This window comes from Acinetobacter sp. FY731 (genome assembly GCF_059515905.1).
On record NZ_JCAKNB010000007.1, the window covers coordinates 91,664 to 104,747 of the forward strand.

Annotated in this window: 12 protein-coding genes; 3 read left to right on the plus strand and 9 right to left on the minus strand. The window is 37.0% G+C overall.

Annotated elements, in window-relative coordinates; all coding sequences use genetic code 11:
• From AC5YC8_RS10395 to cysM, 9 genes are all read right to left on the minus strand, one after another.
• Entirely contained in the window at window positions 1–561 is a 561-nt protein-coding gene (locus tag AC5YC8_RS10395) for a COG4648 family protein (RefSeq protein ID WP_496164464.1), read from the minus strand.
• Window positions 558–806 (minus strand): acyl carrier protein, encoded by a 249-nt coding sequence (locus AC5YC8_RS10400; RefSeq protein WP_496116368.1) that lies wholly within the window; start codon window positions 804–806, stop codon window positions 558–560. The genes AC5YC8_RS10395 and AC5YC8_RS10400 overlap by 4 nt, the downstream gene beginning before the upstream one ends.
• A 9-nt stretch (window positions 807–815) precedes the next feature.
• Window positions 816–1,076 (minus strand): phosphopantetheine-binding protein, encoded by a 261-nt coding sequence (locus AC5YC8_RS10405; RefSeq protein WP_496116367.1) that lies wholly within the window; start codon window positions 1,074–1,076, stop codon window positions 816–818.
• 1 nt (window position 1,077) lies between these two features.
• Window positions 1,078–1,872, minus strand: coding sequence for a lysophospholipid acyltransferase family protein (locus AC5YC8_RS10410; RefSeq protein ID WP_496116366.1), 795 nt, complete (start codon window positions 1,870–1,872; stop codon window positions 1,078–1,080).
• Window positions 1,866–2,507 (minus strand): beta-ketoacyl synthase chain length factor, encoded by a 642-nt coding sequence (locus tag AC5YC8_RS10415; protein WP_496164465.1) that lies wholly within the window; start codon window positions 2,505–2,507, stop codon window positions 1,866–1,868. Before AC5YC8_RS10415 ends, AC5YC8_RS10410 begins: the two co-directional genes overlap by 7 nt.
• Before the next feature lie 192 nt (window positions 2,508–2,699).
• Window positions 2,700–5,006 carry a RelA/SpoT family protein gene (locus tag AC5YC8_RS10420; protein ID WP_496116364.1) on the minus strand — a complete coding sequence of 769 codons (2,307 nt, stop codon included), beginning with the start codon at window positions 5,004–5,006 and terminating at the stop codon, window positions 2,700–2,702.
• Between the two features lie 34 nt (window positions 5,007–5,040).
• On the minus strand, window positions 5,041–6,429 hold the full coding sequence (rlmD, locus tag AC5YC8_RS10425; RefSeq protein ID WP_496164467.1) for a 23S rRNA (uracil(1939)-C(5))-methyltransferase RlmD: 1,389 nt from the start codon (window positions 6,427–6,429) through the stop codon (window positions 5,041–5,043).
• Between the two features lie 6 nt (window positions 6,430–6,435).
• Window positions 6,436–7,257, minus strand: a complete 822-nt coding sequence (locus AC5YC8_RS10430; RefSeq protein WP_496116362.1) for a 3'-5' exonuclease — start codon at window positions 7,255–7,257, stop codon at window positions 6,436–6,438.
• 16 nt (window positions 7,258–7,273) lie between these two features.
• Entirely contained in the window at window positions 7,274–8,194 is a 921-nt protein-coding gene (cysM, locus tag AC5YC8_RS10435; RefSeq protein WP_496164468.1) for a cysteine synthase CysM, read from the minus strand.
• A gap of 256 nt (window positions 8,195–8,450) precedes the next feature.
• On the opposite strand from cysM, the gene AC5YC8_RS10440 reads away from it, so the two are divergent.
• The 3 genes from AC5YC8_RS10440 to AC5YC8_RS10450 all read left to right on the plus strand — a co-directional run bounded on the left by AC5YC8_RS10440 (window position 8,451) and on the right by AC5YC8_RS10450 (window position 13,068).
• Entirely contained in the window at window positions 8,451–11,264 is a 2,814-nt protein-coding gene (locus tag AC5YC8_RS10440; protein ID WP_496164469.1) for a GacS-like sensor histidine kinase, read from the plus strand.
• A gap of 120 nt (window positions 11,265–11,384) precedes the next feature.
• A complete protein-coding gene (locus AC5YC8_RS10445; protein ID WP_496164470.1) occupies window positions 11,385–12,173 on the plus strand; it encodes a crotonase/enoyl-CoA hydratase family protein in 789 nt (262 codons plus the stop codon).
• 25 nt (window positions 12,174–12,198) lie between these two features.
• A complete protein-coding gene (locus AC5YC8_RS10450) occupies window positions 12,199–13,068 on the plus strand; it encodes an NAD(P)-dependent oxidoreductase (RefSeq protein WP_496164471.1) in 870 nt (289 codons plus the stop codon).
• Window positions 13,069–13,084 lie beyond the last annotated feature (16 nt).

Consider the following 13,084-nt stretch of genomic DNA (forward strand, 5'->3'; position numbering starts at 1 on the left):
TTAATTGGTGTTTTGCGATTCATGCAGCCTTTGTTGACGCTTTCGCAATACAAATTCCCCAAGCAACAAAATTCCCATAAGTACATAGGAAATAAAACCGTTGTACAGCACCCAAACTTTAGTTGAGCTAAATACAACAGTAAATAGAGCAATCAAGGCATTAATGATAAAAAAAACACACCAAACCACCGTGACTTTCTTTGTCCAAACCACCCCTTCTGGTGGTAAATTTGGCTCTGCTAAACGTGCAAAACGCTCAATCATTGATGGTGGTTTTATGAGTGTTGAAGCAAAAATTATGCATGCTCCCACACTCATAAAAACAGGATATAGTTTTAACCAAGCATGATCTTTAAGAATTAAACTTAAACCACCACACAAAATTGCAAAGCCTGTTAAGGGCCATAACAATGTATTACCTTTGGACAATAAACGTAAAATACCAAAGCCAATTAAAAAACAACTAACCCAAATATATTGTCCATTTGCAAGGCTATACCCCACTAAAAAGGGATACAGAATCACCCCAAGTGTGACAATCCCTTTTAGTAGCCAACTCATTCAGCAGACATATTCTGAATAACAGTCACAACATCTTGAATGGTACGAACATTTTTAAAGTCTTCAGGATTTACCTGTTTACCTGTTAACTCTTTAATTTTCACAACCAAATCAATTGCATCAATGCTATCGACATCAAGGTCAGTTGCAAGATTAGAGTCTAATTGAATATCTTCTGGAGCAATTTCAAAAAGCTCTTCCATCCATTCACGTAATTTTTCGAGTACTTGGTCTTGAGTCAGCATGAAAACCCCTTATGCCGTTTTTTGCGCTTCAACCAAAGCCACTAAGCTTTGAATTGACTTAAAATATTGTTTCGTTTCAGTAGATTCAGCATTCAAATGAATGTTGTAACGCTTTTTCAGCGCTAACCCCAATTCTAAAGCATCAATTGAGTCCAAGCCCAAACCATCACCAAAAAGAGGTGCTTCAGTTTCAATATCATTTACACTGATATCTTCAAGGGCCAAAACATCAATAATCATTTGCTTTAATTCATCAGCAAGATTGCTCATTTTAAGATAACTCTTGGTAAAAAAATTGATGTAAATAATGATTTAGAAGACGTACATTTTTAGGGTTAACACTGACATCTTCTAAAACATCTTGAATATTAAATGCATCGAGAACTTTTATTTTAATATGAAAAGCTTCTGAAGGAATATGATACCACTTTTCATTTTTAGTCAGGGTTGATGGTGTACAAGTCACGAGAATAGGACGGATAGGAACATTTGCACGTAATGCAATATTTGCAGCTCCACGTTGGAATTCATTCAGTATTGAGCTTTTCTCTGTTCGTGTTCCCTCTGGAAAAACCAATAATGAAGGTGCTCCATTTTGCGAAAGTTTATGCACACAATCGTGAATGAATTTCTCAGAACCCGCATTTAAAATATAACCAGCACCTTGCACAGGACCTCTCGTAAAAGGGTTTGACCATAATGCTTGTTTTACAACACAATTGGCTTGTTCCATTAAACCAATCAACATTACAACATCAATTAGGGTTGGATGATTTGCAATCACCAACTCTTGTCGGCTTTGTTGAAGTTTTTCCAACCCCTCAATTTCATAAGTCATAACGCCCAGCTTTACCATCATTTCAGTAAAACCTTTAAAGGTATGCTTAATTAATTTCTGCGTTTTTATTTTACGTTGTTCTTGATCTTTGGTCGTTAAATAAATAATGGGTGATGCTAAACCACCAATTGCCACGCCACCAATTCCAAAGCTTGCAAAACTAAAACCTGTTGCACCAACACGCCATGCATAATTGACTTTTTTCTTTATATTTTTAATATTTAGCATTTTGTCCACGCATTAAATTGAACAACATCTTGCTGCTGCCAAAAATCAAAAAATGCTTGTGCTTCTAGTGCTGCATATTTTTCAGTTTTTGCATAACCTATTTCTAAACTTAAATTTTCTTGTGCTAAACTAAAAATTGCAGACATTGCAATTGCATCAAAATTTTGTTGTTCATTATATATTTCTGGAAGTGGCTCATCATAATAAACCACGAGCACTTTAGCATTTTTATTTTCAGTTGTTTTCAACCAAGAATACGCTTCAATAACAGCATCCTTCCATGTACCAGCTAGGCTTGTTGATGGTGTCGAATCTTCACACAGAATCGAATATAAACCTGATACTGCATTATGTACCGATGTTGAAAACTGTGTTGGAGAAGGCGTTTGCCCTTGTAATACATCCTCTAAAATTTTAAATGTTTTTTGTTCATCACCATATTGTGAAACCCACACAATATAGTCCGCAGTATTATTTTCCAAAGCCAATAAAGCATTACCTAGAGCAAGTTTTGCAAGTGAAGATAAACGACGACGTTGCATAGGAGGAATTTTACTAAGTGATGAAGCAACCATATCAAACTGACATGCTTGCAATTGAGACATATTAATCTTCATTGTATATGTATCATTCATGCTTAGTCCCCTCATGCATTTGCATGACCTCTAATAAAAACTGCGAAATTATATCACTAGCCTTAACTTTTAGATAAAGGTTAAGGCTTAAATTATTAATATATGATATCAGCCATTTTTATTTAAATTAAAATATCTTTTACCGCTTAAAAAAAGAAAACCCACAATTGTGGGTTTTCTTGACATGTAAATTTAGTTCCCTTGAACTAAACGACGTGCGCTAATAATACCAGGCTGTTGTTCCAATCGAGCCAATAGTTTGGACAGTTGGGCAAGCCCTTTCACTTCAATTAACAATTTCATATTGGCAATACCATCTGCTTCAGAAATCGTATTAACCTGTCGAATATTGATTTGATCAGAGAAAATAACTTGTGTTAAATCTTTTAGCAAACCACGTCTATCATAAGCTTCAACGACAATTTGCACACTTTGACCACGTGTTGGCTGCATTTCCCAATCTGCTTCTACAGCACGTTCAGGCTCTTGCCCAATCATGCGAATATAATCAGGGCAGGCAACTTTATGGATACTTACACCACGATTTAAAGTAATGTAACCCGCAATTGATTCACCATGAACAGGTTGGCAACATTGAGCAATATGCAACTCAACATTATCTAAGCCATCAATCAAAATTCCATGTGCAGAAAGTGTATGACTCGCACGAGGATTTAGCGTCGGTTTCAGCACTAGCTCAGGCTCATCCTGATCTAAATGCATGTGACGATTCACTTGATTAATTAAGGAATGTAAGCTGATATCACCATTCACCAAAGCAATCAGAATATCTTCGCCCTGTTTTACGTTGAAATGGCTACAGTAATCACTTAAATCAATACTCTTCGGATGAATAGCAAGACGAGCAAGTTCTTTATTTAAAAGCTCACGACCAACCTCTAAATTCTTACTACGGTCTTGTTGACGGAACCAATGACGCAACTTGTCACGTGCCCGTGCAGTTTTAATATAACCTAGAGAGTTCACCAACCAATCACGGTTTGGCTCACGATCTTTTTTGGTTAAAATTTCAACCTGCTCACCTGTTTTTAACGCATACGTTAAAGGTACATAACGCTGGTTAACACGTGCTGCATAACACTTGTTTCCAACTTGCGTATGAACATGATATGCAAAATCTAAAACCGTAGAACCGCGTGGTAACTCTTTAATATCTCCATCACGGCTAAAGACATAAATCTTTTCAAAGTCTTCAAATTCTTGAATTTGATCAAAATCTTCTTCATCTTTATCATCTTTATGTGCACTTGCATCTGTACGCTCTTGATAGTGCTCAAGAACCGAACGCAATGAATGTAAGCGATGATTAAATGAATGATCTGTAGCTTTAGCACCTTCTTTATAATTAAAGTGTGAACATACGCCTAGCTCTGCTTCTTCATGCATACTCATCGTACGAATTTGCACTTCTAGAGATTTATTTTCAGCAATAACAGCTGTATGTAATGAACGATATCCATTGGCTTTAGGATTAGTAATATAGTCATCAAACTGATGTGGAATATGACGCCAAATTTGATGAACAATACCTAAGCTGTGGTAACACTCTGGAATTGTTTTAACCAAAACACGTAATGCTCGAATATCATAAAGCTGATCAAAGCTGAGGTTTTTACTTTTCATTTTTCGATAAATCGAATAAATGTGTTTCACTCGCCCATTAATTTCAGCTTCAATTTGATGATCAGCTAATTCGCTTTTTAACTTATCAATCACAAATTGAATATATTGCTCACGCTCTAAACGCTTTTCATTTAGAAGTGTTGCAATTTCTTTATAACGATCTGGTGCTAAATAACGGAAAGCTAAATCTTCAAGCTCCCACTTTAACTGAGCAATACCTAAACGATGTGCAAGTGGTGCATAAATTGTTAAAATTTCTCGAGCAACACGCTCTTGACGCTCTTTTGAAGAGTGTGCCAACTCACGTAGTGCATACGTACGTTCAGCAAGCTTAATCAGCACCACCCGAACATCTTCCGTTACAGAAATGAGCATTTTATAAATGCCAGTTAAATGTTCACGTTGGTTGTTATTAAAGTGATCTTCTAAACGCTTATTTTTTTCAATTAAGTCTGACAAACGCCCCATTGCCAAAGTACCCTTAACCAAAGCAAATATAGCTTCGCCAAACAAAGAGCGTATTTCGTCAACCGAAACCAACCCCTCTCGGATACTTCGATAAAGGAATGCAGCAGATAAGGTGTCTTCGTCAGCATGTAAATGCGCAAGAATATCTGCCATTTCAATGCCAGCATCTAGCGTATTTGAGCGATGGTTAACCGTCGTTTCAAGTTGCTTTTTTAAAATATAATTAGCAACTTCTTCGAGTCGCTCTAGTGCAGCACCATCTAATATGCCACGTACACGATTGAGCCATTCAGCCACATCTTGTCGTGCTTGCTCGGCATGTTCTACAGTCGTTTCCTCAGACAATTCGTTGAAATGTCCAGGAAGCTGTTCACGTACTGTGACCATACCTTTCTCCTACCTCTATATGTTTCATTATTTATTAATCGTTTATTGCGAGTTCTTTCTCAAACAATGCAATTGATTCAACATGACCCGTATGAGTAAACATATCCATAACGCCAGCTGTTTTCAGTTTATAGCCTTGTTGCTCTAACAATTTTGCATCCCTTGCAAGAGTTGCAGGATTGCACGACACATAAACGATTTTTTTTGCACCAAACTTGGGCACATACCCCATAACCTCTTCCGCACCTGAACGTGGAGGGTCAATCAATAATGCATCAAAACCTTGATTTGCCCAAGAATGATGCGAAAAATCTTTTGTTAAATCTTGTGAATAAAATTTAACATTACTTAAACCATTGAGTTTCGCATTCTCAGCACCACGATGAACCATTTCATCGGAACCCTCAACAGCAACTACTTCACCGTCTGCACCAACACAACGCGCTAAAGGCAATGAGAAATTTCCTAATCCACAAAATAGATCTAGAACTCGTTCTCCACCCTTAAGCTGAAGCAATTCACATGCCATTTTCACCATTTGCGGATTAATCGTAGAATTTACTTGCGTAAAATCTAGAGGATGAAATGCAAACTGAATATCAAAATCACTCAGACTATAATACAAACGCATTACAGTTTTAGCATCATCTACTCGATGAACAGACTCTGCACCTGCAGGTTGTAAATATAACTGCCACTTCTTATGTAACGCAAAACCTTTTAATACGTTGACATCTGCATCACATAATTCTTCAGTATGACGTACCAATAGTGCAATTTCTGTATCACCCATTGCCAGCTCTACATGACCAATGTCTGCTTTGCCTTTTAAACTTTGAAGTAACTGTTTTAAGGTCGTTAAAGAACCGAACTCTTTATCGAGTACCAGACAACGGTCAATATTGGTTAAATGATTGCTCGCACGCTCTCTAAAGCCAACAACAAGTTTATCTTTACTTGGGATATAACGTACACCTACACGTGCTTTACGACGATAATCTTCACGCAATGAACGTAATGGCGCCAACCATTGTTCAGGTTGAATTCCTGCAAAATGTTCTAAGTGAGATTTCAATACATTTTGTTTTAATAAAATTTGTTCATCTTTTTGAATATGTTGCATATTACAACCACCACAAATTCCATAATGTGGACATTGTGGTTCTGCACGAATTGCAGATGGTTCACTTAACAATTCAACAAAATCAGCTTCTTCTAACTTTTTTACTTCACGAGTAATTTTTGCCTTCACTGTTTCGCCAGGTAAAGCAGAACCAATAAAAACTTTTTTACCATGTTTTTCTTTCGGATGATCAGGATGTGAACCATAGTGTGCTATACCACGCCCCTCGTGTGAGAGTGACTCAACCTGAAAAGTATAAATTGCTTGTTGAGTAGTGCGAGGTTTAGCTCTATGTTTCATGTGTACCTAATCTTGGGAAGAAGGGAAATCGGAGGAAGTAAATTCCGTATGCTGAGCGGTTTTCCGCCAAACTTGTAAAAAATCGACATGTTGCGGTTGCAACTGTAAATACTCAATGGTGCTTTGAATCCATAAGCGATGATCTTCCACATTCAGCTGCCCTTTAAGCAAAAGCCAACGAATATAAATAAGCCATGTATTCAATACATCACCTTCGCAATAGCTGGTTAATTTCAACCATTGCTCAGTTTTAACGTATTCAGGAACATGATAACCCGAATCGCCACGTTTACCCGGAAAACCAAGTAAATGTGCCATATCATCTAACTTTTGGAAGTTGCGACCATTAAACATTGCCATCACATCCATTAAGTCGATATGACGGTGATGGTATCTGTTCTGATAATTATTATACCGTTTTTGGCTATCAATTTCGCCTTGATCGAACAAACTTGGTGCAGATAAACCATGATACATCGCACGGTACAAAATTACAGGAATATCAAACTGTGAGCCATTCCAACTCACTAAAGTTGGATTCCTCTTATCAAAAATAGACAAAAATTTTCTTAAAATTTCTGCTTCTGAAAATTGTTCTCGGCTAAATGAAAATAATTTCATTGCACCAAGTTCATCTATCCATAAACCTGAAATACAGACAATTTCATGTAAAGGTAAGCGTGGAAAATCCATACCCGTTTCTTGACGACGAAGTTTCATTAACGCCTGTTCAAGATCGGCTTCGGGTAAATCTAAACCATATAAATGCGCACCCGATTTAAGGTCGGTAAGAGTTTCTATATCAAAAATTAAAACAGGTAAGCGCATTTTTATCTCAAGCTTATTATTCAGGATCTACTACAGAGAATAACCCAGTAGAGAGGTAACGGTCACCACGGTCACAAATAATGCACACAATAACTGCATCTGGATTTTCTTCAGCAATTTTAATTGAAGCCCATGCAGCACCACCCGAAGATGTACCTGCACTAATACCTTCTTTACGTGCCAATTGACGTGCTGTTTTTTCCGCTTCAATTTGCGGAATATCCATAATTCTGTCTACACGTTTAGCATCAAAAATTGTAGGCAAATATTCTGTAGGCCAACGGCGAATACCCGCAATATTTGAACCTTCAGAAGGTTGTAAACCAATAATTTGAATATCAGGATTTTGTTCTTTTAAATATTTAGAAATCCCCATAATCGTGCCTGTTGTTCCCATAGAACTCACGAAATGAGTGATTTTACCGCCTGTTTGTTGCCAAATTTCAGGCCCCGTTGTTAAGTAATGTGCTTCCACATTATCTGGGTTACCAAATTGGTTTAAAACAAGACCTTTACCCTCTTTTTCCATTTGAAGAGCTAAATCACGAGCTTCTTCCATATTTTCAGATTCAATAAGTTCGGCGCCATAAGCACGCATCGCATCTTTACGTTCTTGGCTTGAACTTGCAGGCATAATAAGTGTCATTATATAGCCACGCATTGCTGCAACCATAGCTAAAGCAATACCTGTATTACCACTGGTTGCTTCAATAAGCGTATCACCCGGTTTTATTTGCCCTCGTTTTTCCGCTTGCATAATCATGTTATATGCAGGACGGTCTTTCACAGAACCTGCCGGATTATTACCTTCAAGCTTTGCTAAAACGGTTGCTTTGGTATGATTTGCAAGGCGCTGTAAACGTACTAATGGCGTTTTTCCGACATAATGGTCTAATAAAAAATCGGCTGCTTGGAAATCTGGGGATGTGTTACTCATTGTATGCACCTATATCGAGGTGCGCATATTGTATGAAAAAAACCTTTATTCTGCATCCTTTTAAGTACTTTTTCCTAAAGATAACCAAATAACAAACGCTTATCTTCTAAATGTTTAGCTTGAAAAATACTTAAATATTATAAGGATTTCCCTATATATCTTTTTACTTTAGTATCTATTGAATTCACAGATGAAAATATTAACTGCTGAAAAAAGCATGCTAAACTCAATTGCATAACGAAAACTTGATCTAAACATGTCAAATATCAACAAAAAGTTATTTAAACGACTTCATTTAAATCATGCTTATGGACAGCTCATTGCACTGATTTTTGTTCCTATCACCATTTTGGCATGTGTAGGCGCGGTTCTTGTTTTATCTGAAACGTCTAATGCGGCAAAGTCACAACAAAAACAAATGGCTTTGGCTATATTAACGCGTAATGAAATTGCTGCAGAAACCTTTGTTTCTCAACTTACCCACCCTGAACTGGCATCTATTCAATCGCAGTTTTTTATGCAAAGTATCATGGATGAAAAACATGTGACGCGGGCTGCAATTGTCAATTTAAATAATCAAATTTTATTAAGCCGTGGCTATCAACCCCAAACACCTTGGCCAAATTTCACTAAAAATACTGATTTTATTGGTCCAATTAAATCTAAAAATAGCAATATTTACGGATTAGCCATTCAGAATGCAGGAACCTCACCTACTTGGTTAATGATTGAGGTTGATAACCAGCCATTACAAATTGCACGTTATCGCGTTTTAATTGTTTTAATTGCAACAGGATTAACCACTTTACTCTTACTGTTACTGTGTTTAAATTTCTATTCTAGACGTTGGATTGCACCAATGTATGAAATTCGGATGCAACTACAACGTCTGAATGCCGATACATTAGATCAACATATGGTGATTAACAGTACGGGAGAGTTACGCTTACTACAACGTGATATTGCAAACGTAGTAAAACGCTTACATTTTAGTTTTTTAGAACTAAAAGAACATACAGAACAAACTGAAGATGACTTAAGAAGAACACTTGATACATTAGAAGTTCAAAATATCACGTATCGTCAAGCACGTGACCAAGCTATTTCAGCCAATCAATCTAAGTCTGTATTTTTGGCCAATATTAGTCATGAATTACGCACACCTTTAAATAGTATTGATGGTTTTATTCATTTGCTCTTACGTCAGGACAACATGAGTAATGAACAAAAGCTTTATTTACAAACTATTCGAAAATCTTCCGCACATTTACTTGCACTCATCAATGACGTTTTAGATTTTTCTAAAATTGATGCAGGCAAACTTGAGTTAGAAACAGCACCTTTTGATTTAGAAGAAGCCATTTATGATGTTATGGATATGCTCTCGCCACTTGCTGCGCAAAAGCATATCAACATGGCATTTTATTATGCTAACGATTTGCCAACACAAGTCATTGGCGATGCACTTCGCTTTAAGCAAATTTTAACGAATCTAATTTCCAATGCCATTAAGTTCACACCAGATGGTGAAATTATTGTACGTGCACGGATAGAACACGATGATATTGGACAATGTCTTGTTCATTTCAGTGTGCAAGATAGTGGAATTGGTTTAAGCGGAACAGATCGAAAACGTCTATTTGAATCATTCTCGCAAGGTGATGCTTCTGTCACACGTCAATTTGGAGGAACTGGCTTAGGCTTAGCCATTTCAAAACAGCTTGTACACCTTATGCAAGGTCAAATTGGTTTTGAAGATAACCAAGAGCGCGCACCTACAGATAAAGGTTCAACTTTCTGGTTTACTGCAATGTTGGGTACAGATGATGATGAAATTACGGTTCATCCTTCTTTTGAAAATACCCAAGTTTTATCATTTATGGCTCACCCTGCGACTGCCAACATTTTGCGCCATTATTTAGAAGACTACAAAGTCAATCATATTGAAGCGACATCCATTATTGACCTCTTTAGTCGTTTAAGTTTATTGTCCGAAAACATTGAAAACACATGGCTTATTTTTGACCAAAATGGTGACACAGAAGCATTACTGAAAGAAATTCGTTCTAGATACCAAGGTAAAATTGGTATTTATGGCTATCAAATGGCTTTAGAACCAGATTTGCTTCATCAATATCGCGCATTACCACTTTACCAACCATTAAGTCGTTCTGCTTTAGCGCACTTACTCAACAATGAAAATACATTTGAAGAACTTGAAACTGAAGAATTTAACGGACAGGGTTTACATGTCTTAGCCGTTGATGATCACCTTCCAAATCTCATTGTTTTAGAAGCACTATTAGGCGAAATGAACGTCAGAGTAACGAAAGCATTAAGTGGTCAAGAAGCTCTTGGAATTTTAGAACAAAACTTTGAAGATAATAAAAAAACCTTCGATTTAGTCTTTATGGATATTCAAATGCCCGTCATGTCTGGCATTGATACTACACGTGCTATTCGTTCTTTAGAATCGACTTTAGAAAATCATAAACGCTTGCCTATTATTGCTTTAACGGCACATGCCCTTGCCGATGAAAAGCAAAAACTGCTTAAAACAGGCATGGATGATTACGTCACTAAACCAATTCAAATGGAACAAATTATCCAAATTTTAACGGATTGGACATCACCAAATTTTGTAAATAAAGCATCACTGACTGAAAAAACAGTAACGCTTGATGCAATTGATCCTCAAATATTGAATTGGCAACAATGTATTCAGCTTGCCGCAAATAAAGAAGACTTAGCCCTAGATTTACTTAAAATGCTAACCGATAGTTTTTCTGCTGAACTTAAAGAAATTGAACAACTCATCGAAATGGAAGATTTCCCTCAGCTTGAACATGTCTTACATCGACTACATGGTGCAACACGTTATGTTGGCACGCCAAGCTTACAAGAAATTACCAGTAACTTTGAGCAATTCGTTTCTACCTTACGTAAAGAAAGACGTAAGGCAGATGATCAATTTATACAAGAAGTTATGCATAAGTTTAATGAGTTGAAAGAAATTATTCTTCAAGTAGATCATGTAGCCAAACAAATTTTAGGGCGCTTGAACTCATAAATATCTAGCTCTTTTCACTTAATATTGACAATATCTATAGCTAGGATGTGACTGTGCTGTCATGTATCTTATATAGGCACATGCTATGCTCATAATCGAAGCTAAATAAGAGTTTTTAATATGGCATTACTTCGAATAGAAAAAGACAATGGAATTGCTACGGTTTACTTAAACCGCCCTGACAAACGTAATGCAATGAGCTTTGCACTACTCAAAGAACTTGTAAATACAGCAGAAAGATTCAAAAAAGATCGTTCACTTCGATGCGTTATTTTAACGGGTGAAGCTCAAGTTTTTAGTGCAGGTATCGATTTAGCAGACTTAAATAACCCTAAAAATAAAGCCTTTGCTGCTTGGGAATTAATAAAACCGGGTCAAAGTTTATTTCAAAAAGCATTCTTAATTTGGCAAGAACTTCCTGTTCCTGTTATTAGTGCGATTGAAGGTTTTTGCTTTGGTGCAGGTATGCAACTTGCTCTTGCATCCGATATTCGAATTGCTCATCCCAAAACACAAATGTCGATTATGGAAAGCCGTTGGGGCTTAGTTCCAGACATGGGTTTAAGCCGCTCTTTAAAAGGACTCATTAGTCTAGATTTAGCTAAAGAATTAACATTAACTGCACGTATTTTTGATGGTGAATATGCCAAAGAAATTGGCTTAATTACGCATTTAGACGAAACACCTTTAGCTCGTGCTCAAACTATTGCAAATGAAATGATTCAACGCTCTCCAGATGCGTTAACAGCATCTAAACGTGTACTCGATGCTATGGAGCATCACCCCTCTAAATCTTTACGTTTAGAGAAAATTTGGCAGTTAAAATTACTTTTGGGCAAAAATAGCCAAATTGCCCGAAAGAAAGATAAAAAGCCTGAACTTAAATTTTTACCGCGCCAATATAAATAGTGAAATAGCTTTAAAGGGATTTGCCATGACTTTTGATCAACACACTAAAATCGCATTTTTAGGGATAGGATTAATGGGAAGTCGTATGGCATCCCGCTTATTAAATGCGGGTTTTCACGTTGCTGTATGGAATAGAACTGCATCTGCTTGTGATGACCTTGTTGCTCAAGGTGCAGCCCCACTTCATTTAAAGGATATTGGACAATATCCCATTATTCTTTCGTGCCTTGCTGATGATTTTGCAGTTCAAGCTGTAATTGACCAAATTATCAACAATCTACACCCCCAACAAGTCATTGTGGATTTCTCTAGTTTATCTGTGGATAAAACATTGTCTTTAGCAAAACAGGTTCAAGCCAAAGATGCTATTTGGATTGACTCCCCTGTTTCAGGTGGAACGGCAGGGGCAGAACAAGGTAGCTTAGTCATTTTTGCAGGTGGCGATGCAAAAGTGATTGAAAATCTGACTATTGTTTATGATGTACTTTCACAACGTGTTACACGCATGGGCAATACAGGTACAGGGCAAGCGACAAAAATTTGTAATCAACTTATTGTTGCTGCAAACAGTACTTTAATTGCCGAAGCTGTCGCACTTGCCTCTTTATCTGGTGTGGATACTACTTTATTAGCCCCTGCACTTGCAGGCGGTTTTGCCGACTCAAAACCCTTCCAAATTTTAGCACCACGCATGGCTACGCATACTTTTGAACCTGTGCAATGGAAAGTTCAAACGCTATCTAAAGATTTAAACAATGCCATAAAACTTGCCGAACAATTTGGCCTAAATATTCCTGTTGCAACACGTGCTTTATCTCAACTCAAAGATCATCAAGAACACGGTTTTTCTGAGGCAGATTTAGCCACAGTCATCCAACATGTTAAACCCCAATAAAATCATACAAAGTATT